The 22,259-nt window shown below is 54.8% G+C and carries 25 protein-coding genes and 1 pseudogene; 6 read left to right on the top strand and 20 right to left on the bottom strand.

Annotated elements, in window-relative coordinates; all coding sequences use genetic code 11:
• Window positions 1–26: 26 nt before the first annotated feature.
• Window positions 27–932 carry an EamA family transporter gene (locus tag IM271_RS12855; RefSeq protein ID WP_028014977.1) on the top strand — a complete coding sequence of 302 codons (906 nt, stop codon included), beginning with the start codon at window positions 27–29 and terminating at the stop codon, window positions 930–932.
• A 48-nt stretch (window positions 933–980) separates the two neighbouring features.
• Here IM271_RS12855 and nepI read toward each other — a convergent pair whose 3' ends face one another.
• Entirely contained in the window at window positions 981–2,171 is a 1,191-nt protein-coding gene (nepI, locus tag IM271_RS12850) for a purine ribonucleoside efflux pump NepI (protein ID WP_063437537.1), read from the bottom strand.
• Between the two features lie 207 nt (window positions 2,172–2,378).
• Between nepI and IM271_RS12845 the strand changes: the two genes are divergently transcribed.
• On the top strand, window positions 2,379–3,377 hold the full coding sequence (locus tag IM271_RS12845) for an aldo/keto reductase (RefSeq protein WP_193052685.1): 999 nt from the start codon (window positions 2,379–2,381) through the stop codon (window positions 3,375–3,377).
• 63 nt (window positions 3,378–3,440) lie between these two features.
• Here IM271_RS12845 and IM271_RS12840 read toward each other — a convergent pair whose 3' ends face one another.
• From IM271_RS12840 to IM271_RS12805, 8 genes are read right to left on the bottom strand one after another with little or no spacing between them, the layout of a single operon-like run.
• On the bottom strand, window positions 3,441–4,616 hold the full coding sequence (locus IM271_RS12840) for an acetyl-CoA C-acetyltransferase (protein ID WP_193052684.1): 1,176 nt from the start codon (window positions 4,614–4,616) through the stop codon (window positions 3,441–3,443).
• Complete coding sequence (locus IM271_RS12835) at window positions 4,613–5,026, bottom strand: carboxymuconolactone decarboxylase family protein (protein WP_028014973.1); 414 nt, start codon at window positions 5,024–5,026, stop codon at window positions 4,613–4,615. Before IM271_RS12835 ends, IM271_RS12840 begins: the two co-directional genes overlap by 4 nt.
• On the bottom strand, window positions 5,013–6,233 hold the full coding sequence (locus tag IM271_RS12830) for an MFS transporter (RefSeq protein WP_028014972.1): 1,221 nt from the start codon (window positions 6,231–6,233) through the stop codon (window positions 5,013–5,015). Before IM271_RS12830 ends, IM271_RS12835 begins: the two co-directional genes overlap by 14 nt.
• A 21-nt stretch (window positions 6,234–6,254) precedes the next feature.
• Entirely contained in the window at window positions 6,255–6,905 is a 651-nt protein-coding gene (locus IM271_RS12825) for an HAD family phosphatase (protein ID WP_028014971.1), read from the bottom strand.
• A gap of 3 nt (window positions 6,906–6,908) precedes the next feature.
• Window positions 6,909–7,133, bottom strand: coding sequence for a 2-hydroxymuconate tautomerase (locus IM271_RS12820; protein WP_041911708.1), 225 nt, complete (start codon window positions 7,131–7,133; stop codon window positions 6,909–6,911).
• A gap of 7 nt (window positions 7,134–7,140) precedes the next feature.
• Window positions 7,141–7,974: a hypothetical protein gene (locus IM271_RS12815; RefSeq protein ID WP_193052683.1), complete on the bottom strand. Its 834-nt coding sequence runs from the start codon at window positions 7,972–7,974 to the stop codon at window positions 7,141–7,143.
• Window positions 7,967–8,743 (bottom strand): AfsA-related hotdog domain-containing protein, encoded by a 777-nt coding sequence (locus IM271_RS12810; protein ID WP_028014968.1) that lies wholly within the window; start codon window positions 8,741–8,743, stop codon window positions 7,967–7,969. The genes IM271_RS12815 and IM271_RS12810 overlap by 8 nt, the downstream gene beginning before the upstream one ends.
• A gap of 10 nt (window positions 8,744–8,753) precedes the next feature.
• Entirely contained in the window at window positions 8,754–9,365 is a 612-nt protein-coding gene (locus tag IM271_RS12805; RefSeq protein ID WP_045260828.1) for a hypothetical protein, read from the bottom strand.
• A 187-nt stretch (window positions 9,366–9,552) separates the two neighbouring features.
• Here IM271_RS12805 and IM271_RS12800 point away from each other — a divergent pair, with 187 nt between their 5' ends.
• Window positions 9,553–10,473 (top strand): LysR family transcriptional regulator, encoded by a 921-nt coding sequence (locus IM271_RS12800; protein ID WP_059357169.1) that lies wholly within the window; start codon window positions 9,553–9,555, stop codon window positions 10,471–10,473.
• Here IM271_RS12800 and IM271_RS12795 read toward each other — a convergent pair.
• The 11 genes and pseudogenes from IM271_RS12795 to IM271_RS12745 form a co-directional block, all read right to left on the bottom strand.
• Window positions 10,470–10,922 carry a DUF1198 domain-containing protein gene (locus IM271_RS12795; RefSeq protein ID WP_193052682.1) on the bottom strand — a complete coding sequence of 151 codons (453 nt, stop codon included), beginning with the start codon at window positions 10,920–10,922 and terminating at the stop codon, window positions 10,470–10,472. The two genes, IM271_RS12800 and IM271_RS12795, sit on opposite strands and share 4 nt — an antisense overlap.
• A 151-nt stretch (window positions 10,923–11,073) precedes the next feature.
• Window positions 11,074–12,078 carry an alpha/beta fold hydrolase gene (locus IM271_RS12790; protein ID WP_193052681.1) on the bottom strand — a complete coding sequence of 335 codons (1,005 nt, stop codon included), beginning with the start codon at window positions 12,076–12,078 and terminating at the stop codon, window positions 11,074–11,076.
• Between the two features lie 161 nt (window positions 12,079–12,239).
• On the bottom strand, window positions 12,240–13,631 hold the full coding sequence (gene uhpT / locus IM271_RS12785) for a hexose-6-phosphate:phosphate antiporter (protein ID WP_028014963.1): 1,392 nt from the start codon (window positions 13,629–13,631) through the stop codon (window positions 12,240–12,242).
• A gap of 132 nt (window positions 13,632–13,763) precedes the next feature.
• Window positions 13,764–15,074, bottom strand: a complete 1,311-nt coding sequence (locus tag IM271_RS12780) for an MFS transporter (protein ID WP_048999160.1) — start codon at window positions 15,072–15,074, stop codon at window positions 13,764–13,766.
• The gene (gene uhpB / locus IM271_RS12775) at window positions 15,067–16,572 is read right to left on the bottom strand and encodes a signal transduction histidine-protein kinase/phosphatase UhpB (protein ID WP_193052680.1); all 1,506 of its coding nucleotides are present in this window, start codon (window positions 16,570–16,572) and stop codon (window positions 15,067–15,069) included. The genes IM271_RS12780 and uhpB overlap by 8 nt, the downstream gene beginning before the upstream one ends.
• Window positions 16,569–17,162 (bottom strand): transcriptional regulator UhpA, encoded by a 594-nt coding sequence (gene uhpA / locus IM271_RS12770; protein WP_041911714.1) that lies wholly within the window; start codon window positions 17,160–17,162, stop codon window positions 16,569–16,571. The genes uhpB and uhpA overlap by 4 nt, the downstream gene beginning before the upstream one ends.
• 82 nt (window positions 17,163–17,244) lie before the next feature.
• Window positions 17,245–17,532: an acetolactate synthase small subunit gene (gene ilvN, locus IM271_RS12765; RefSeq protein ID WP_010426528.1), complete on the bottom strand. Its 288-nt coding sequence runs from the start codon at window positions 17,530–17,532 to the stop codon at window positions 17,245–17,247.
• Window positions 17,533–17,535: 3 nt separating this feature from the next.
• Window positions 17,536–19,224 (bottom strand): acetolactate synthase large subunit, encoded by a 1,689-nt coding sequence (ilvB, locus tag IM271_RS12760; RefSeq protein WP_193052679.1) that lies wholly within the window; start codon window positions 19,222–19,224, stop codon window positions 17,536–17,538.
• 106 nt (window positions 19,225–19,330) lie between these two features.
• Window positions 19,331–19,429, bottom strand: a complete 99-nt coding sequence (gene ivbL, locus IM271_RS12755; protein ID WP_057979964.1) for an ilvB operon leader peptide IvbL — start codon at window positions 19,427–19,429, stop codon at window positions 19,331–19,333.
• 107 nt (window positions 19,430–19,536) lie between these two features.
• Window positions 19,537–20,021, bottom strand: a pseudogene (locus tag IM271_RS12750) (Hcp family type VI secretion system effector).
• 206 nt (window positions 20,022–20,227) lie between these two features.
• Entirely contained in the window at window positions 20,228–20,932 is a 705-nt protein-coding gene (locus IM271_RS12745; RefSeq protein ID WP_063943322.1) for a hypothetical protein, read from the bottom strand.
• Window positions 20,933–20,996: 64 nt separating this feature from the next.
• On the opposite strand from IM271_RS12745, the gene IM271_RS12740 reads away from it, so the two are divergent.
• From IM271_RS12740 to IM271_RS12730, 3 genes are all read left to right on the top strand, one after another.
• Complete coding sequence (locus IM271_RS12740) at window positions 20,997–21,605, top strand: hypothetical protein (RefSeq protein WP_193052701.1); 609 nt, start codon at window positions 20,997–20,999, stop codon at window positions 21,603–21,605.
• Between the two features lie 16 nt (window positions 21,606–21,621).
• Entirely contained in the window at window positions 21,622–21,711 is a 90-nt protein-coding gene (gene tisB, locus IM271_RS12735; RefSeq protein WP_045260836.1) for a type I toxin-antitoxin system toxin TisB, read from the top strand.
• A 64-nt stretch (window positions 21,712–21,775) separates the two neighbouring features.
• On the top strand, window positions 21,776–22,222 hold the full coding sequence (locus IM271_RS12730; RefSeq protein WP_028014956.1) for a GNAT family N-acetyltransferase: 447 nt from the start codon (window positions 21,776–21,778) through the stop codon (window positions 22,220–22,222).
• Window positions 22,223–22,259: the final 37 nt, after the last annotated feature.

Below are 22,259 nucleotides of genomic sequence, written 5' to 3'. Positions count from 1 at the left end.
TTAACGACAACATAGCAGGGGAGAAAATGGGTTCCACACGCAAAGGGATGCTGAACGTCCTGATCGCCGCCGTTTTATGGGGCAGTTCCGGAGTTTGCGCGCAGTACATCATGGAGAAAAGCCACATTTCTTCGCCTTACCTGACCATGGTTCGCCTGCTGTTTACCGGCGTGATCCTGCTGACGCTCTCCTTCGTTCACGGCGACAAGATTTTCTCGATCATCAAGCATCGTAAAGACGCGCTCAGTCTGCTGTTTTTCTCGCTGGTCGGCGCGCTCACCGTGCAGCTCACCTTCCTGCTGACGATTGAAAAATCCAACGCCGCTACGGCGACCGTGCTCCAGTTTCTGTCGCCGACCATCATTGTGGCGTGGTTCGCCCTGGCGCGGAAAACGCGTCCCGGCGTGTTTGTCCTGTCAGCGATTTTTACGTCGTTGATCGGCACCTTCCTGCTGGTGACACACGGCGACCCAACCTCGCTCTCCATCTCCCCTGCCGCGCTGTTCTTCGGCATCGCCTCGGCGTTTGCCGCCGCGTTTTACACAACCTATCCGTCAGCGCTGATTGCCCGCTACGGCACGCTGCCGATTGTCGGCTGGAGCATGTTGATTGCCGGGTTAATGCTGACGCCGTTCTACGCCGGGCGCGGCACCACTTTCGTGATTGACGGCGGCCTGCTGCTGGCGTTTTTCTACCTGGTGGTGATCGGCACGGCGCTGACGTTCAGCCTGTACCTGAAGGGCGCGCAGATGATCGGCGGGCCGAAGGCGAGCATTCTGAGCTGCGCCGAGCCGCTGAGCAGCGCGTTGCTGTCGGTGGTGTTGCTTGGCGTGGCGTTTACGCTGCCGGACTGGCTGGGGACGCTGCTGATTGTGTCGTCGGTGGTGCTGATTTCGATGGATTCGCGTAGAAGGGTTAAGGCATCGGCGTAGCCTGATGCCCTCACCCCAACCCTCTCCCACGGGAGAGGGAGAAAAACACTACTTCGCCTTAACCTTTCCCGCCACCAGCAGCGCGGTCAGCAGCATCAGCGTGCCGGAAATCACCAGCGGCGACGTCAGCCCCAGATGGTCGAGCGCCACGCCGCCAATGGCCGCACCGCAGGTGTTCGCCAGCTGGATCACCGCCACCTGAATCGACCCGGCTTTTTCCGCCTGATCGGCAAGCGTTCGGGTGATCCACGTCGACCAGCCCACCGGTACCAGCGCAAAGGCAAAGCCCCAGATAATCGCAATCGCCGAGGCAACCCATTTGTCGCTACCCCACAGAATCAGCACCGTGGCACTCACCGCCAGCAGCAACGGCGCACCCGCCAGCGCCACCTTCAGGGAGCGCTTCAGGAACTGGGACGACAGCGACGTGCCGATAAAGCTGGCGATACCGAAGCTCAGCAGCACCAGCGTCAGGCCGTCCACGTCAAAGCCCGCCATGGTCATAAACACCGGACGGATGTAGGTGAAAAAGGCAAACTGCCCGGCAAAGGCCATAAAGATGGCGGTCATCCCCGCCAGCACGCCCGGACGCTTGAGCAGCGCGAACATGTTCTGTTTGTGGTGCGCCGCTTCGCCCGGCAGGGACGGCAGCGCCTTCCACACCCAGATAATGCAGAGCACACCCATCACTGCCGCCGCGTTAAAGACGTTACGCCAGCCGATAATCCCACCAAGGAAGCTGCCCAGCGGCGCGGCAATCACCAGCGCAATAGAGACCGCGCCGAAGATAACGGACAGCGCTTTTGGCACGGTGCGCGCGGGCACCAGGCGCATGGTCAGCGAGGCCGACATCGCCCAGAAGCCGCCTAATCCCAGCCCCAAACAGGCGCGACCGAGCAGCAGCAGGGTGAAGCTTTCCGCGAAAGAGACCAGCAGGCAGGAGAGCGTCAGCAGCACGCTGAACAGAATGACCACTTTGCGGCGATCAATCGCGCCAATCACCTGCGTGATAAACAGGCTGGCGAACATCGCCACAAAGGCGGTGACGGTAACGGACTGCCCCGCCACGCCTTCGGAAATGCCCAGATCCTGCGCCATCGGCGTCAGCAGGCTCACCGGTAGAAACTCAACGGTAATCAGGCAGGCGACGCAGAACGCCACGGAGAAAACCGCCGACCAGTTGGGGCGTGAAACCTCGCTGGTCTGCGGTCTGGTCGAGGGCTGGATATGTTCTGTCATGGCGTCACCTGAAGATAAAAACGTGCAGAAAAGTCGCGCAGTTTATCATCAAAAGTGTGACGAATTTAACGTTTAGACAACTTTTGTCGTTTTTAATGATTCGGAAGACAGATCGGCGGTGACTGATACCTTTTCAGCATAACGAAAATGAAAATTCAGTAACCACAATTGAGGTGAAACAATCATAGCGTCTGAAAAGGAGAAACTATGAAAACACGTACTTTATCTCAAAATCTTACCGTCAGTGCCGTCGGCTACGGTGCCATGGGTCTGAGTGAATTTTATGGCCAGACTAATGACAAAGGCTCACTGCAGGTATTGCATAACCTCATCGATCTGAACGTGACGTTTATTGATACCGCAAATTTATATGGCCGTGGCCATAATGAAAGGCTAATCGGTCACTTTCTTGCCGGGCTGGATAAAAACACTCGCGACCAGTTCAAAATCGCCACGAAGTGCGGCATCGATCGCTCTCCTGACGAGTCCTACGCCCGCACCATCAACAATACGCCGGACTATATCATCCGCTGCTGTAACGAATCCCTTAAGCGGCTTGGCGTGGAGCGAATCGACCTCTTTTATCTTCACAGAGTGAGTAACGCAACCCCGATCGAAGAGAGTATGGATTGTCTGCGCACCCTTGTTAAAGAGGGCAAGATCAACCACATCGGCCTTTGCGAAGTGTCGGCTTCAACGCTGCAACGGGCGCATGCGGTGCATCCGGTCACCGCATTGCAAACAGAATATTCTCTGTGGACACGAGACATTGAGGAAAACATTTTGCCGGTCGTGAAAGCGCTAGGTATCGGCCTGGTGCCCTACTCACCTCTTGGCAGAGGCTTCCTGACGGGAAAATACCTGAACAACAACGTTTTTGCAGAAGGTGATTTCCGCAAGAATAACGAACGATTTGTTCAGTCCAGCCTCGATCATAATCGCCAGTTGCTCGATATCATTACCCCGCTGGCGACAAAATACGGCTGTACCGCAGGTCAGATTGCGCTTGCCTGGCTGTTAGCACAATACGATCGGCTGGTTCCCATTCCGGGTACTAAGCACGTCAGCTATCTGGCCGAGAACGCGCGCGCTGCCGATATTGTGCTTGAGAAGAGCGATATCGAATCGTTGAACAACCTTCATCGCCGGGTAGCGATTAAAGGCGATCGTTATTCTGCCGAGGGTATGAAGGGCGTGAATGCCTGATACGGCATCTTGGAAATAAAAAAACCGGGTTTCCCCGGTTTTTTTATTTCTACGGAAACGCCGTTAGCGATAAACGCTCAACGCGACGCCTTCCCCGCCGCCAACGCACAGTGCGGCAACGCCACGCCTGGCATCATTACGGATCAGGGAATGAACCAGCGTCACCAAAATTCGGCAGCCGGATGCACCTACCGCATGCCCAAGCGCGATTGCCCCGCCGTATGGATTGATACGATCCGGGGAAATCCCGGCCCGCTGAATCACGGCCAGCGCCTGGGCGGCAAACGCTTCGTTGGATTCGAGATGATCCACATCCTCAGGCTTCCATCCCGAGCGGGAAAGACAGTCGGCAATGGCCTGAATCGGGGCTGCACCCATTAATGCCGGCTGGATACCGGAATTGGAAAATACGCCCAGCGATGCCAGAACTGGCAAACCACGTGCTTCGGCAGTCTCACGCGTACAAAGCAGGACCGCCGCGGCACCGTCATTCAACGATGAAGCATTTCCCGCCGTCACCGTACCCTCTTTTCGGAAGACAGGCTTCAGTTTCGTCAATTTTTCGATACTGGTTGCACGGGGTCCTTCATCCCTCTCCACGCTTATCGTTTCACCTTTTCGCGTCTGCCATTCAACCGGGACAATTTCACGCTCAAAAATGCCACGCGCCTGCGCTTCAAGCGCTTTGTGGTGAGAGACAAGGGCATATTCATCCTGCATTTCGCGGCTGACACCAAACTCCGTCGCAACATTCTCTGCAGTGATACCCATGTGATAATCGTTGAAGGCATCCCAGAGCCCGTCAGAAACCAGGCTATCTTTGAGAGTAATATTACCCAGCCGCGTTCCGCTACGCGACGTCGTGGCGATATGCGGCGCGTTGGACATACTCTCCTGACCACCGGCGATAACAAACTCAGCCTCCCCCGTCTGCAGCGCCTGCATGCCAAGATGGACCGCCTTAAGCCCGGACCCGCACACTTTGTTTACCGTCAGACATTGCGTATCTACGGGCAATCCAGCATTCAGTGCCGACTGTCGGGCCGGGTTCTGGCCGCACCCCGCAGTAAGAACCTGTCCCATAATGACCTGAGAGATATCACTGGCTTCTACGCCAGATTCTTTCAGGAGCGCCTGAATGACGCGGCTTCCCAGATCAGAGGCTGAATGCTCCGCAAGCGCGCCCTGAAATGCGCCCGTCGCCGTGCGGCGGGCTGCAATAATAACAATCTCGCTCATGCGTCACTTCCCTTCAGTCCTGGCAAAGTATGGCCCGTCGCGGCCATTGCCGCGCGGTATGCAGTAAGACCATTCATGCAGGCGGGAACGCCAGCATATACCGCCATCTGTATCACAATTTCAAGCAGCTCTTCCGGCGTCACGCCGGTATTCAGCGCGCCTCGCATATGCAGTTCTAGCTGCGGCATGGCATTACCCAGCGTCACAAGCGAGGCGACGGTCAACATTTCGCGCGTTTTGAGATCCAGTCCCGGACGACCCACCACATCCCCGAACGCATAGTCGGTAATCAGGGCGGGCAGCCCCGGGTCCAGCTCGCTCAGGCGGCGGGTGACTTTATCCGCGAGCCCCGCTTCAAGACGGTCCATAATCTCTCTGCCATAGCGCGTGCGGTCATTAATTTGACTCATAAGATTTCTCCATACGGGATTGTTTTGCGGTCAACGTTGCCGGAATAACCGCGACAAGCAGAACGGACAGACCGATGGCCGTACCGGCGACGATATACAGGAGCGGCATTGAAAATGATGAAACCATCCAGGCACCGACTGACGCACCGATACCAATGGCGGTATTGAAAAATGAAACGTAGATTGCGGAGGCCGGGAAGGCTTTATCCTCTGCCATACGTAAAACCCACGTCTGGAAACCGACAAATATTCCTGATACGGCGACACCCCAGACAACCATACTGGTAAATATCAACGCAGCAGAGAGCGAGGAACCAGACAGGCCCAGGAACAGCAGCACTGCACAGATCAGCAGTACAGACAAAGAGACCGTCAGCTTGAGATACTTATCAATCAACACGCCGGTCAGGAAATTACCTGCCAGACCCGCGATGCCGTAAACAAAAAGCACAGCAGGAATAATGGTGGTGGACAGTAAACTCTGCGTGTGTAGCCAGGGTTCAATGTACGTAAAGGCAGCAAAGTGAGCCGTCACAGCCAGCAAGGTTGCTGAGTAAATTTTCCATAATGTTGACGATTTCAGCACGCCTTTAAGCGCATCCAGCCCGAGCGCACTTTTGCTGGTAATCCTGGGAACAAGAACGCTAATACCCACAAAGGCAATTACGCTCAGCGCGGCCATCAGCCAAAATGCCTGCCGCCAGCCGAAGTGAATACCAATATAGTTGGATACCGGTACGCCAAAAACGCTTGCTGCGGAAACACCACCAAATACGATTGACGTCGCCGCCCCTATATATCTGGCAGGGACCATAGCCACCGCCGTTGCGCCGATCATCGCCCAGAATGCGCCGTGAGCGAGCGCTCCCAGTACGCGGGCGCTAAGCAGCATGCTATAGACGTTTACCGTCGCAGCCATAACGTTAGAGATCAGAAGTACCACGGTGAGCACAAGTAAAAGCCGCTTCTTGGCCACATTCCCTAAAAAGACGGAGGCAAACAGCGCACTCAACGCCCCCACCCAGGCATAAAGCGACACGGTCATGCCCACCGCAGATTCCGAAGACTGTAGCCCTTCTGCGATTGGCGTTAATAATCCGACTGGCGCCAGTTCGGTGGTGACAATAGTAAAGGTTGAAATAGCCAGAATGAATAAAGCTAGCCATGACCTTAACGTCATATTCTGCGGAGTGAGTTCTGAAGTCATACTACTTACCTCAATAAGGATTTAAATAATGTGCCAATTTTTTTCAGTTGCATATCTGGTAAGCGCGGAATGCTCTCCCACACAGACGGGATGGCCAGTGGCTTCCAGCATTGGAATATCCGAAAGATCGTCGCCGTAGGCATAACAATCCACGGGGTTAATCTCTTTATCATCGCAAAAGGCGATAAGCGCGTCTTTTTTACCTGTTCCAATTGTTTGAGGCAGGCCGATTTCACCCGTCAACTCACCTTCGTCATTTATTATCACCGGCGCACAGAGTACTTCCGTTACTCCAAGATATTTTGCAATGGGTGAAAGAATCGGAAGCATAGAGCCCGATATAAATACGGTATACATGTTCTGGTTCTGATGCTTTTTAAGGGCTGAAACAGCACTCTCAATAAAAAAATCGCTTTCCAGCTTACGCCTGAACCACTTCTCACCCATTTCTTCCAGATAACGACAAGACACACCTTTAAACTGACGATAATAATCTCTGTTCAGGGCTTCCCTTGGCACGCCGTTTTTCACGTCGGTGCGAAAACGAGACATATAGCGTTGAAGACGATCGTTTTGATTATTTTCCCTGCACCAGAAATCATAGAAATCAAACATGCTTTTAATATTTATAAGCGTTTCATCAACATCAAAAAAAGCGGCATGTTTACGCAAACTTTATTCCTCGTAGTTTTTTCTTCGACTCTTAACCGGAAAATCTCTATCCGTACCAGACACGCCTGCATCCGCCCAGCGAGAAGGCGCAATTTCAGAAACCACCACGGAAATTTTATCCAGCGGCGCACCCGTGTTTTTGTGAACGGCAAATGTAATATCTTCCTGGAGTCTGATGATTTGATTTTCATCTTTCGCAGGCCAGGTCATAACATGAACAAATGGCATATTTTTCTCACTCTATAGTTGTAAATTCATCGAAGGAACGGCCTTTGAGTTTTAAATGGGCATGGATATCGCCTCCAAGACCATACAAGCCAATTGCACCGCCGTAGCTCTGACGCGAGCTCATATAAAGTACGACTACGTTAATAATTCTGTTTCCTTTCCTCGCCGGAGCCGGGAAAGGATCGGTTAACTCTGCCCAATATTCGGCATTACCTTCGCTATCGGTTATAAATACGTTGGGTATTCCCAGCGGACCTGGCCTGCTCGGATCCTCCGAGGCTAGATCGTTTTCCCTGAGACTCATCACGGTGTAAACGCTATCCGGAACAAGGCTCCGGAACGAAAACGTGAACCGGGCTCGTTTCTTATCTTCGGACAATGTGACCTCTAAGTTGCCCTCTGCCTCGAGCCAGGCAGCGAGGGTCACTGGCTCGATCTCTCGCTTTCCATCGCTGCTGCGATAATCCGCGATATAACCTTCATGAAGTGGCAGGCCTGGCCTTATTTCATTATTGGCCTGTGGCCGCTGTTCTGGTGCGAAAATCATCCGATAGTTGTTCATCGGAATGGGTAAAGGAAGAGTATGAAGAATGATGTCCTTCAACGCGTCCTGAGGCATCTTTTCCAGATCGCACAGAATGTTATAGGGTGCGACTTCCCCAAATGCCGGAAGCGGGCTGTCCGGACAGACAATGACGCTTCGCCACTGCAGTCCGTTATCCCCTGGCACCATGCCAACCACGACAAAATTACCCTTCCCGTCCATGACCTCCGCAGGGGGGTAAAGCGGCCCCTGCGTGGTCGCAGCCAGACGGTATTTCTGGCTACGTAATTCAGGCATGCGTTACCCCCTGAGTCACCCCTTGCTGCTCAACAATGGTCGCCTGCATGGCAACCTCAGCCAGAGATTTCTCTTTCTCTGTAATCAGGGCGGAAGGATAGACGGTGAACGAGACATCCATTGTCGCGCAAAGCGTTTGGTGCTGAGTGACGCGAACCTGAGCCTTGAAACGCCCCCGGCGGTCGTTAATATCTTTTTCAAGAAATTCAAAGTGGACCAGCGCCGGTAAAGGGAACAGGAAACTGGCGAAATTGATTGCCATGCTATTAATGACGTAATAGCGTCCACTTTCCTGCTGGTAAATAAATTCTTCGGTGACGCCGATAAAGGCCTGTCGGCTGGCTTCAACCAGGAGCATTCCCTGAATATGCTGCCCCGTCTGATGATCCGCCATCAATTCGCAACGCTCATCGATTAACAGCGGCATCGCATAAAGATCGTGGTTATGCTCAGCTTGTTCCGCAGGTCCTATAAGTACATTCTGTTCCAGTCTTTTATGGCAATAAGCATTTTTTTTGTCGCTAACCAGTTTTTCCAGAGAGCACATTTTTAACTTATTACCATGAATCGCATTTCTTGCCTGGTTTGAAATTACCTTTCCGGCAAAATCCTTGCGCACGCCCTGCCCAACAATAATTTCATGTTCTTTATCAATGATATTCGCAGGTATTTGAGTCAATAATTCTAGCTGAGATATAGTCAGTACATCTTTACCATTGGCAAATTCATTAAATTTATCGCCAACAACTACCAACTTTTTACAGTTCATTCATTGTCCCTCAACAACAGCAAGCACGATAGATACGTGTATAAAGGCCGTCATTACCGCCAGTAATAAAGTTATCGCCGGCCTGTTGAATGATTTCCTGATAACGCGCATTGGTAAATGCTTCTTTATATGCTGCTTTATCGCCGTTGAATGAGGAGATAAACATTACACCCGGAACGCCGCTGATCAGTGAATGAAATGCTTCGAAACTTTCAATCTTATCTTTGTTATCTCTTACAACATTAAAAATGGTTTCATCGCGCCACTGACGGTACTGCTGATAGTTATGCGCAGGCACTTCGACGTGTCGGAGTTGAATATAATTTGATTGTGGCAAGCTATTTTTATTATCAATTGGGGATTCAACAAACTTAAGCAGTTCGCGACGGATATCGGCAGAAAGAACTTCAGAGAAACGATGGAACATGGATTCCATTTCACTTTCAACCCATGCAATTTCTTTAATATCGTTGAATGCGCGTAATTCCAGCAATTCATTAACGCCGTTTTCTTCACAGGTATAGTAGCGAACGTTTTCATTGCTTTTTAAGGAAGTAAATTCTTTTTCAGAAAAAGTGTTTTTTAATGGGAAGCGTGATACCAGTACATATTTAGACGACATAATTACTCCGAGTATTGATTAAGTGAGGATTCGGATAGAAATTTATCAATACAGGAAACTATTGGAATTGTTAAATTTGTAATATATTTTTTGTATTACTGTTAAAACGGGTTTTGCTGCCAGCATTTAGCGTGTAATATCGAAATGGAAAAAAGACGAAATACCTTTTCGCATTTAGGACCCACGTATGGCTACAGCAGAACATTTAATCAGCAATAACCTGCCCAGTATCAAACAATTACAATGCTTTCTCGCTGTTGCACATGAACTGAACTTTCGTAAGGCTGCCGAACGTCTGCGCATGACTCAACCGCCTCTGACGCGTCAGATAAAATGCCTTGAAGCGGTGTTGAAACGTCAGTTGTTCAGTCGCAGTACGCATGACGTTAGCCTCACTGAAGCAGGCCGAGCGCTGGTCGTTCAGGCAGAAAAAATACTCAAAGACATCAGCAGCTTAAAAGAAGATCCTCACTCTTCAGAAACGAGTCTGCGCATCGGTCTCACGCGCACGCTTAATTTTGAATATATTGAACCTGTAAATACCCAGCTTCAAAAAATGAACGCCGGAGATGACGTTGAAACGCCCGACCTGACGTCAGCACAGCTGCTGCAAAGCTTGTCTAAAAATATGCTGGATCTGGTGCTGACCGGGGAAAAAGGAACGGGTCATGAAGACATTGTTCAATACCGCTGGGTCTGCCAGGAACCGTTGCTCATCGCAATGCCTTCTTTACATCCTGCCAGTCTGAAAGAGAAAGTCTCGCTGGAAGACATTAGCGATCTTCCACTTTTTTGGTTTTCGAGAAGCGCTAATCCGTCATTCTATGATAAATGCGAAAGCTACTTTGACACGCTGAAAACGCCGCTGAAGCGTATTAAAGAGCCGGATGATTCCCTCGTGATGCTAAGCCGTATCGCAAGAGGGAAAGGGTTTGCGCTGCTGCCTCAGTCAAAATGCACCTTCAATCAGGAGGGGCTATGCTACCGCGAGCTAACGGACGATGAGGCAAAGAGATTAAATATTGATATCTATGCCGCAACCCGCCTCAATGAAAACAGAGAGGAGATCCTGAACGCTCAGAATATCTTGTGCGGCAAAAAGGCTTAATGCAGATAAAACACACCTTCTTTCGGCAGAAATAGCTGGTTATAGCGCAGCTGGAAGACGTTCAGCTCCTGCGGATCGGGCTCCATTTCGCGCATAAAGCCAAGTGCCAGACGAATTTGCGCATCGGTAATGGGTGCGGCAAGGCGGGCTTTACGCAGCATACGGTGCCAGGCATGCAGATTCTCTTCGCTACCGTCGACAATACAGACCTGCCAGATGAGCAGCACCTGCGCGGCGTTTTGCAGATGCGCCTCGTCAGGCCGCTCAAGGTAGCGGATAAATTCATTGCCCGGTGTTTTACCGAACTGGTCAATCATCGACTCGATCGGCATCGGGGTAATCCCCAGCCGTTCGCTTAAACGTTTGATGGCGCGGCGGGAATCTGAGGTCAGGACACGAAATCCCACCACAAACACCACGGCAAGCGTTGCCAGCATTATCCAGACCATGCGTTCTCCTTAGACTAGCCGCTCATCATAGCGGGAAACGCAGCGTGTCGACAGCGGCTACGGCCAGAATAGTGAACCGAAAAAAGCTGGATAAATGCGATGTAAGCAATCCCGCGCAGGCGTGGCTGCGCGGGCTGTTGCTGGAGACCCGTCAGCGCGCCTGAAGCCTCTTCAACAGCGCCTCGTGAAAGCGTGCGGGATCCTGCATCTGCGGCGCGTGGCCCATGTCGTTAAACTCCACCAGCGTCGCGTGCGGGATGCGCTTCGCCGTCTCTTTGCCCAGCACCGCATAGTTGCCGAGCGTCTTGCGGACCTCCGGCGGGGCGAGGTCTTTCCCGATGGCGGTGTTGTCCTTCGTGCCGATCATCAATAATACCGGCATCTTCAGGTCGCTAAATTCATAGATGACCGGCTGGGTGTAGATCATGTCGTAGAGCAGCGCCGAGTTCCACGCCACGCGCGCTTTACCCGGCCCGTTGTTCAGCCCGGCAAGCATGGTCACCCAGCGTTCGTATTCCGGCTTCCACTCCCCGGCGTAGTAGGTGTTTTTCTCGTACTGGCGAATGCCGTCGGCGCTGACCTTCAGCTCGCGCTGGTACCACTGGTCAACCGTAATGTGCGGCACGCCGCGCGCTTTCCAGTCTTCAAGCCCTATCGGGTTCACCATCACCAGTTGCTCTACCTGCTGCGGCCACATTAGCGCGTAGCGGGTTGCCAGCATGCCGCCGGTCGAGTGGCCGATAACCGTCGCGCGATCGACGCCAAGCGATGTGAGCAGCGCGTGGGTGTTGTCCGCCAGCTGCTGGAAGGTGTACTGATAATGCGCCGGCTTGGTGGATTTACAGAAACCAATCTGGTCAGGTGCGATCACGCGATAGCCGCTGGCCGACAGCGCGCGGATCGTGCCGTCCCAGGTGCCCGCACAAAAGTTTTTGCCGTGCATCAGCACCACGGTACGTCCGTTGGGTTTTTCCGGCTTCACGTCCAGGTAAGCCATATCCAGAGACTGGTTTTGCGAGGTAAAGGTAAAGTGTTTTACCGGCCAGCCGTAGTCGAAACCTTCCAGCTTCTCGCCGTAGGTGGGGGCATCCGCGGCCATTGCGGGGGATGCCAGCGCCATCAGCAGCGCCAGGCAGGACAATCGTCGGGTTAACATGCAAGCTCTCCGTTAGCAAAAGGGGCTAAGGCTGCACGAAAGGCGGCAGCAAAAAACACTGTAGAGCATGGAGAGGAGTGGGTGTGTAAAGCGGGGTAAAGGTAGGACGAGCAAATAAAAAAAGCCCGGCGGTCAGCCGGGCAAAGAAGTTACCTGCACACTCAGGCCGCTTTTAATTTCTGCGCGCGGTTCTCGCGGCGAATTTTACGTTCTTCCAGCACCGCGACCATCGCCATCAGGACGATACAGCCAATCGCTGCCGCATCCAGCGCCGCGAAGGTGCCCGCCCAGCCGGTAAGGCCGAAAATCGGCGTACCGTCGGCGATCATCCCCAGGCCAAGCTTGGCGAAGCTGTCGCCGATCAGGTAGGCGAAGGTGCCTTTAATCCCATCGGCGGCGCCGATCGCTTTTTTCGGCACGAACCCTACGGCCGCCACGCCAATCAGCAGCTGAGGGCCAAACACCAGGAAGCCGAGCGCGAACAGGGACGCCAGGTAAACGTACTGGTTGCTGGCGTGCTGGTAGATGCCGAGCGTGGCGATAATCAGCGCCAGCGCGACGCAGGCCACCAGCGCGCGACGGCCGTTGGCGAGGTCGGAGAGCCAGCCCCACAGCAGCGTGCCAACCAGCGCGCCCACTTCGAACAGGGTGAAGCCCTGAATAGCCACCTCTTTCGAGAGCTTCAACTCCTGGAAGGCGTACACCGTTGACCACTGGTCGATGCCGATGCGCACCACGTACAGGAAGATGTTTGAGAAGCACAGCAGCCAGATCACTTTGTTTTTCAGCACGTACTCAACAAAGATCTGCCATTTGGACATCTCGTTCTCTTCGGTCTCTTTGTCCTCTTCGCTGATCTCCTCCCCGAACAGCTCTTCGGCTTTGCCGAGGCCGTAGGATTCCGGGGAGTCGCTGCCGAAACGCAGGCCGATAAAGCCGACGATCAGGGCGATAATCGACGGGAAGATAAACATGCCGATCACGTGGCCGTCGAACAGATAGTTCGCGCCAAACAGCGCTACGCCTGCCGCACCCGCCCCGCCGAGGTTGTGGGAGATGTTCCACATGCCGAGGTACGAACCCCGCTTGCGGCGCGGCGTCCATTTGGTGATGGTGGAGTAGCTGCACGACCCGCCGGTGCTCTGGAAGAAACCGCTCAGGGCGTAGAAGGCGATCATCAGGAACAGGCTGACGGAGCCCGCGCCCATGCTGGCGCTGAAGCCGAGCATACAGATGGCGGAGAGGATCAGCATAAACGGCAGGAACTGCTTGGTGTTTTTACCGTCCGCGTAGTAGGACACAACCGTTTTCCCCACCCCGTAGGTGATGGAGAAGCCCAGGCCAATCATCCCCAGCTGCGTCATGCTCAGCCCGTAGGTGGAGATCATGTCGTTCTGCGCGATGTTAAAGTTTTTGCGGATCAGGTACATGGTCAGGTAGCCGATGAAGACCACCAGATAAGACTGCATGAACGGTTTGAACCACATCTTGCGCCGCACGTCGAGCGGCAGATCCAGGGTCGGCTTGCGCACCTGGTTTAAGAAGGCCAGCATGGTTGGTTTACTCCTGAGCTGATTTTTGCAGCATTGTAAAAATCAGCCGGGAGAGATGCCTGAGACAGCGTCCAGGTGAAACCGGGAAAATTTCTTAGTTTTGCGCCACTCGGCAACAAAAGGTGAGGCACGTCACGCTTCGCGCGGCGCCTGGGCGTGCAAAAACGGCAGCAGCAACAAGGCGGAAATGCCCGCCGCGATGGCGATCGCCGCGAAGAACCCGCTCCAGTGCCAGACGTCGATGACCCGTGCCAGCGGCCAGCCGGAGAGCGACGCGCCGAGGTAGGCAAACAGCCCGACAAAGCCCGTCGCCGCACCGGCCGCCTCCTTGTGCGAGCACTCCGCCGCCGCCATGCCGATCAGCATCTGCGGGCCAAAGACAAAAAAGCCGATGGTGAAGAAGCACGCCGCCTGCATCACGTAGCTGGCGAACGGCATCAGCCACAGCGAGCCGACGGAGAGCAAAATCCCGGCGGCAAAAATCAGGTTCATCGGGCCGCGGTTGCCGTTGAACAGCTTGTCCGAGCCCCAGCCCGCCACCAGCGCGCCGATAAACCCACCCAGCTCAAACATTGTGACCGCAGAGTTAGCGGTCACCAGGTCCACGCCGAGCGTCTCGGACATGTACAGGTTGCCCCAGTCGTTGATCGCCGCGCGCACCACGTAGACCAGCACGTAGCAGAGGGACAGCAGCCAGATGTACGGATTTTTCAGCACGTATTTGGTGAGGATTTCCTGGCGGGACAACCCGGCGCCCTCCTGCTGCTGGGCGATCTCCATCTCGTCGTGCCGCCAGTCGCCCACCGCCGGCAAGCCGACGGTTTGCGGCCTGTCGCGCAGGCGCCAGCAGAGGAACAGCCCGGCGATAATCGCGAGGCCACCGGCAATCATCATCCCCGTGCGCCAGCCGTAGTGCAGCGCGGCAGCCCCCACCACCATCGGGATCAATGCCCCGCCAACGTTATGCGCGGTGTTCCAGATTGCCCACCATCCGCCGCGCTCGTTGCGCGAGTACCAGGCGGTGAGCAGGCGGGCGCAGACCGGCGCACCCCAGCCCTGGAAAAAGGCGTTCAGCGCCCACAGCAGGGCAAAGGCCCACAGCGAGGTGGAGAAGCCAAACAGGATGTTCACCACGCCGGTGGCGATCAGCCCAACGCCCATAAAATAGCGCGCGTTGGAGCGGTCGCTGACGATGCCGGAGAAGAACTTCGACAGCCCGTAGCTGATGTAAAACAGCGTCGCCAGCAGGCCGATATCGGTGCGCGTCATCACGCCGCTGGCGAGGATTTCCGGCGCGGCGGCGTTGAAGCTTTTACGGGTGAAGTAGAACAGCGCGTAGCCGAGCCAGATGGTGATCAGGATATGGCGACGCCAGTAGCGGTAGCGGGCGTCGATTTCCGCCTTGTCGCGCAATGGAGCCGCGCTGGTTGGGGTTTTAAACATGGTACGTCCTTAACGGCAAACTGACGCTGACGCGCGTCCCGTGGGTGCAGGAGAGGGTCAGCGTGCCGCCCAGCGCCTTGACGCGCTCGCGCATGCCCGCCAGGCCAAAGCCCTGCTGGCCGGAGCCCGGCGGCAGGCCGCAGCCGTCGTCTTCAATCACCAGCATCAGGCGCTCGTCCTGCTGCCAGCCCTGGATCGTCACCGCGCTTGCATTGGCATGTTTAACGATATTGTTCAGCCCCTCCTGACAGACGCGGAACAGCGTCACGCGCTGGCCTTCGCTGAGCAATGATTCATCAATGCGCCAGTCGAGATGGCTGACAATGCCGCGGCTTTCCAGCTCCATCTCGCGCATCAGGGAGCGTATCGCCTGCTCCAGCGACAGATCATCAAGCTGGCGCGGACGCAGCCGTCCCAGCAAACGGCGAACGGCGTCATAGACACCCAGCGAAAGCTGTTCGATATGCGCCCCGCCCTGCTTCACGCCCGCGTTATCCGCCGCCAGACGCTGGACGATGCCCGCCTGCGTGCGGATGGCGGTTATGGTCTGGCCGATATCATCGTGCAGTTCGCGGGCCACCTCCTGCCGCACGCTCTCCTCGGTCTCCAGCAGACGCTCCGCCAGACGACGGTTGCGCGCCAGCTCGGCTTGCAGGGACTGGTTCAGCTCGCGCAGACGCTGAATGCCCGCCCCGAGCAGCAGCCCGGTCAGGCTCTGGGCCAGCAGCGAGAGCAGCAGATCCACCGGATGATCGTGCCAGGTCTGGCTGGCGATCAGCGCGATGGCGTTCATCAGCGTGGCGATCAGCGCCCCCTGCCAGCCGTAGTGCCAGGCCAGAGCGATGATCGGCAGCGCCAGGCAAAACGGCGTGAAGCGCGAAAGCTCGGCGGGCAGACCAAGCTGCAGCCACAGGCTCACCATAAACAGCAGCAAATACCAGATGAGGTGTCGGGCGCGCCAGTTCACCGGTTGGGAGACCAGCGCGGGACCGAGCGGCTGCCAGACGGTGCTTGTGAGGTAGTGCCAGAAAACCAGACAGGTCGGCGCGAGGGTCAGACCACCGGTCAGGGTCAGAAGCAGGGCGTTAAGCATCTCCTTCTCGCCTAACCACGGCAGTGACTGTAACAGCGCGGCGGCAATCAGCGCCGCCCCCTGACGCAGCAGCGTGCGCCAGTCGCGCTGGTAGCGGTAGCGGGAAATCAGGGCAACGGGGAGAAGCGTAAGCAGGCTTCCGGTCATCAATAAGGGAAGATGCGCGAGGGCCACCTCCTGCGCCAGCCAGACCAGCATCAGCCACTCCGCGCCGAGCAAAACGGGCCAGTAGCCGCGCGGGCACTGGAGCATTAGCCCCAGACGCAGGCCGAAGGGAAACAGCAGCACCGCCAGCTCCGGACGCTCCACCAGGTGCAGGCTGATGCTCCACAGGCAAAACCATGCGGCGGAGAAGATAAAAAAGCTGGCAACGACGGCGATCAGCCGCGAAAACACGGGACTCATTGCCAGCTGTCGAACATGCGGCGCGCCAGCTCGACGTCATTGCTGACGTTGAGTTTTTCCATCAGGTTGGCGCGGTGGACGTGCACGGTTTTCGGCGACAGATCCAGCTCGGCGGCAATCTCTTTCACCGACATGCCCTGGGCAAGCTTCTCCGCCACCTGGCGCTCGCGTCTGGTGAGCGGATCCTGACGTCCGGCCGCCAGCTTGATGGCGATATCCGGCGTCAGGTAGCAGCCGCCGGTGGAGACGGTGCGCACGGCGGCGATCAGCTCGTCCGGGCTACAGCGTTTGGAGAGGAAGCCGCGTGCGCCCGCGTTGAGCGCCTGCTCGACCAGCGCCGGGCTGTCGTGGACCGAGAGCATGATCGTCGCCATCCCTTTCGGCAGCTGGCTCAACAGCTCCAGCCCAGAGAGATCCGGCATCGAGATGTCGCAGATACAGACCTGCACCCCGCGCCCCGGCAGGCCCGCCAGCGCCTCGTGACCGGAGCCAAACTCGGCCACGACCTGGAAATCCGGTTCGAGGTTAAGAAGCTGGGCAAAACCGGAGCGGACGATAAGGTGGTCGTCGATGAGAGCGATGGTGGTCATGTGTGTTCCTGCGATCTGAAAAAGCCGGATGACGCTGCGCTTATCCGGCCTACAAGAGCGAAAGACGATTACCTTAAGCGATTTACTCGAAAAACACCGCAATTTTATTAAACATGGTGGGATCGGACTGGTTGCGCGCCACTTTGGTGACGTCTTCCAGCTTGTCGATCTGCGCCATCATCTGCTCCAGACGCTGATCGTCGTTGACCAGTAGCCAGATACGGCTGTGCTCGCTGCCCTGAATCGGCAGGCAGAGAATGCCTTCCACGTTAAACGCCCGGCGGGCAAACAGCCCGCAGACGTGGGTCATAACGCCAGGGTGGTTGCGGACGGTGAGTTCCAGAATGACGTTATCATGTTGTTTCTGCATGGTTTATTCCCCCACCATCTCAGTATTTGCCGCACCCGGCGGCACCATCGGATACACTTTTTGTTCAGGGTCGATACGGACGTGGATCAGCGCCGGGCCGGGGCGAGAAATCGCCGCCTGCAGCGCCGCGTGGGCGTCTTCTTCCGCGTTCAGATCGCAGGTGTGCAGGCCAAAGCCGGCGGCAATCTGCATAAAGTTAATCATCCCCGGATAGGTCGCCGCAAACACGCCCTGCTTGTAGAACAGGCTCTGCTGCTGGTGCACCAGACCCAGCGCCTCGTTGTTCATCAGGATGATTTTCACGTCTAACTGGTTTTCGGCCGCAGTCGCCATCTCCTGAATGTTCATCATCAGGCTGCCGTCGCCGGAGAAGCAGATAACCTTGCGGTCCGGGTTGGCGAGCGCCGCGCCTACTGCCGCCGGCAGGCCGAAGCCCATGGTGCCGAGGCCGCCGGAGGTCAGCCACTGGCGCGGACGGTTCAGCGGATACGCCTGCGCGGTCCACATCTGATGCTGGCCCACGTCGGTGGTGATAATCGCGCTGTCGTCCACGCAGGCGGCCACGGCGTTGATCAGCCCGTAGTGGCTCAGCGGGTCGCCCTCAGTTGGGATGGCGCCCGGGAACTCGCGCTGCAGATCCGCCACCAGCTGACGCCAGTCGGCCCGGTCAGTTGCGTCCGTCTGCGGGATCAGCTGCGCCAGCACTTCGGCCACGTCGCCCTGAATCGCCACGTGCGGCTGTTTGATTTTACCCAGCTCGGCGCGGTCGATATCCACGTGAATGATTTTGGCGTTCGGGCAGAACTCCTCGGTTTTGCCAATCGCCCGGTCATCAAAACGTGCGCCCATAACGATCAGCAAATCCGCCTCTTGCAGGATGTAGTTGGTGCTGCGCGCACCGTGCATGCCCAGCATGCCTAATGACAACGGATGCGCTTTAGGCAGCATACCCAGCGCCATCAGGGTCATGGTGGTCGGCAGGTTGGCCTTTTCCGCAAACTGGCGGATTTCATCCGCAGCGTTAATCGCCCCGCCGCCCAGATAGAGCACCGGGCGTTTGGCGGCGTTAATCATGACGGCGGCGTCGCGCACGCTTTCAGCGCTGAATTCCGGCGCGGGGGCGCGCTCGCCCGGCTCCGGCAACACGTCGATCTCGATCTCTGCGGTCTGGACATCCTTAGGAATGTCTATCCACACCGGGCCCGGGCGGCCAGACTGCGCAATGCGGAACGCATCGCTGATAACCTGAGGCAGCTCGCTGATATCGCGAACTAAATAGTTATGTTTGGTGATGGGGATAGAGATGCCGTAGGTGTCCACTTCCTGGAACGCATCGGTGCCGATCATCGAGGACGGCACCTGGCCGGTAATGCAGATCAGCGGAATGGAGTCGAGGCGCGCGTCGGCGATGGCTGTCACCAGGTTGGTTGCGCCGGGGCCGCTGCAGGCCATACAGACCGCCGGTTTGCCCTGCGTACGCGCCATGCCCTGAGCGATGAACCCCGCCCCCTGCTCGTGGCGCGCCAGCACGTGGCGGATCTGCGTGCTTTGGCTTAACGCATCGTACAGCGGCAGCACGGTTCCACCCGGGATACCCGCAACCGTGGTGATGCCCTGTCGTTCCAGTAAATGAACAATCAGCTGCGCGCCTGTAAAACGCGTCTTTGTGGATGTTGTGCCCGAACTTGCCATGCTCCAGTCCTTTTCTTCTGGGCCGACTTTCCGGGGAGGGTCCTAAACGAAAAACCCCGCCCGGTTTGCGCCGGCGGGGTTTTGGATTCGTGTGTTGATCCAGTCCCTACGGCGCATTGCCGACGACCACCACCACACGCACGACGACCACTGCGGCAGGTTGCGCAGTTTTTAGTAGGGTCGAAGTGAAGATGGATGAAGTCATTGGGGACCTGTGTTTGGAATCATTGATTGAATTTATACAAACACAGGTTTTCGGGCGTGACAATGGAAATATTTTCATCTGCGCAAAAATGCGCCAGGGATCACGTTTCAGTACGTTGCTCGCTCATTCCAGGAGTCACTAAAGATGACATTGCCGTCGCAATGCTTCCAGGTGATTTTCTCATAGCGTATGAGAACCGTTTCAAGGTGTGTTCCCGTGTTTGCGCCGGAATACAGGTCAGGGGTGATTGAGGTTATTTTCACATTCTCCAGGAGGATATTAAAATATTCCTGTTCTAAACCCGCCTCATTTCATTAATCTGATACATCTTAATGGTGGCTGACTGAAGTGTTCTTCCCGTACTCAGCGCGCGAAAGAGAAGCGGGGTTACACGATCAAATTCTTTCTGGAACATGATGGGCATGTGTATGCGCGTGCCCGTCAATTTCCCGGTATTCCCGTCGACTGGAATGTTGACATTATGAGTGAATGATTTGAGTTCAATTGCACCTTCACGCCCTGTCACAAGGCAGGGGCCAACCATGGGGGAACCATTTTCATCTGAAAGAAATAAATAAGCCGGACTTGACATAAAGAATACTTTTTTTAAAAAATCAATTGTACTTATCAAAACGACCAAAAATTATTGGATGAACAATGATAAATACACCGATAGCAATAAATGTGAGTAATACCCAGTGGTCAGGTACCAACCATAGAAAAAAAGAGGCGCATACAAAAACATAAACGGGAAATAAAATATCCGTAAAGAGAATTGATAACAGACTCTTAAACACGCTACTTGTCCCTTAAGTCGTCATAAATCGCTTCAAAATCCCTGTAGAAACCCATTTGAACCTTCTTAATCAGTTCAGACAGGAATGGTTCAATAAAGTAATAGAGCATTTCCAGTTGTGCGGCATAGAGGGTGGCGTAATACTTTGGGTCCAACGTTTTCAGGCGACGAGCAGCAAGCGCGCACTTCTGGTCCGTGCCAATCAATTGAAATGCCATGACAACGTTCGGAACGCGACGTGCAAGCCGTTCGACGACGATTTCTGAGAGCAGGCCAGATTTGGAAAGATATATTGCCAACCCCCATGCTATTGCTAAACGCGCTGCTTTGCTTGTCGGGATATTTTTAACAAATCCGGTTACTTGTGAACCCGTCTTGCGGGCGCGATTTTGTTCATTTCCATTTTCAGAGTCATTTAGAACACTTTTAAAATAAAGATAGAGCATCTGTGCTATTACATCGCGATAACGGTAAAGAGACACAATTGAGAGGTACATTCTCTTTTCTTCTGAGAGAAGCTCATCACATACATCGTGATAGCTGGGGATTAAGCATGATGAGTACCAGCTTACACGCTCCATTCCTGAATAGATATCAGAGCCGATTCCCTTTAATGCTTTCCATGTCCCGGCAACGCCTTGCTGTCCATAAATAGCCAACTGTCTGTCGCCCTGGAACTTCATCTTCAAATAATCCGATGCTTGCATAAGATATCCATATCATGATTGTGGCTATAAAAATATACAATGAAAAGCAGGGTAATTCAAACTGGTGAATTTCCTCAAAAATACATTCACGAGAAAAATAATTCGATTGAATATTATTTTTTACGGCTATATACGATGCGGTTTTAATATCCTGGCGAGTCTGTTTTTTATATTAAATGACTTATTTGGTGCTGCATCTCGTAAAACTATCCTGGTTCCCCTGCATAAAATTGATTTCTTAAGAAGCCTGACCAGGCCACCGCTTATCCCGGTATTTTTTTGTGGGCAGACCAGAAAACAAAAAACCCCGCCGGAGCGAGGTTTTTATCAGGGTTTTGCGGTTGGTCGCCGCAGAACACACTGTGTTACGTCAACGGAAAAAGTATACGCGATCGAACTCGAACGCGCAATTCCGGCACGGATTTTGACGTTTTTGAGTATGGATCACCTTCCGAATTTTGTCCAAAAATACTGTTCATGCATACAGTATTTATCTATACTGAGGGTGTTCGCAGTGAGCGAGGGGGCCGCAGTTTACCGGCGCAACGAAGTCCTGGCTGAAACGGGTGGTGCCGTCAGTGCCTTAACCCCTGAAGTGAGCACACTGTGTTACGTCAATCCAGGTGCTGGCAACAGGCGGCGGAAAGGTACGCCAGCATCGTGCTCCTTTTAACCAAAAGGAGACGCGTATGAGCGTAGTGGATATGGTGATACTTATCCTCAAACTCATTGTTGCAGTACTGCAACTGCTTGATGCTGTCCTGAAATACGTTCGGTAATTCAGGTTCAAGTCGCACCTGAGAGGGGCGGGCAACCGCCCCTCTTTAATAACGAGGGAATGCTATGTCGCGTCTGTTAATTGAGCCTGTCACACCGGATGAGCCGGGGTATATCGCCCTGAAGGCGGAAAGTATCGCGCTGAATTTCAACATGCTGCGCAGGCTGGAAGAGAACTGGCTGCGGGGTGAGAACCGCTTTAACGCGCCGGGTGAAAAGCTGCTGGGTGCGTTTCTTAACGGCAAGCTGGTGGGCGTGTGTGGCCTCAACCGCGATCCGTTCAGCCAGCAGCCGCGTGCCGGACGCATTCGCCATCTCTACGTCAGCGAGAAGTGCCGCGGGCTGGGCATTGGAAAACAGCTTTTAACCGTAGTGATGGCGGATGCCAGCATCTGGTTTGATTTTCTGAATACTCACGCGCCGGACAGCGCGTACGGATTTTACAATCGAGCCGGTTTTACGCTGGTCTCAGACGAACCACGGGTGACGCACCGCCTTTTTTGTGCGGTGTAACCGGCTGGCGGCATCAGGATGTGAATGTTACAGTTGA

It is taken from the genome of Enterobacter cloacae complex sp. I3 (assembly GCF_014896175.1).
Classification (GTDB): Bacteria; Pseudomonadota; Gammaproteobacteria; order Enterobacterales; family Enterobacteriaceae; genus Enterobacter; species Enterobacter bugandensis.
Note: the sequence above shows the minus strand (reverse complement) of the source record. Positions and strands in the feature narration are given on the sequence as shown.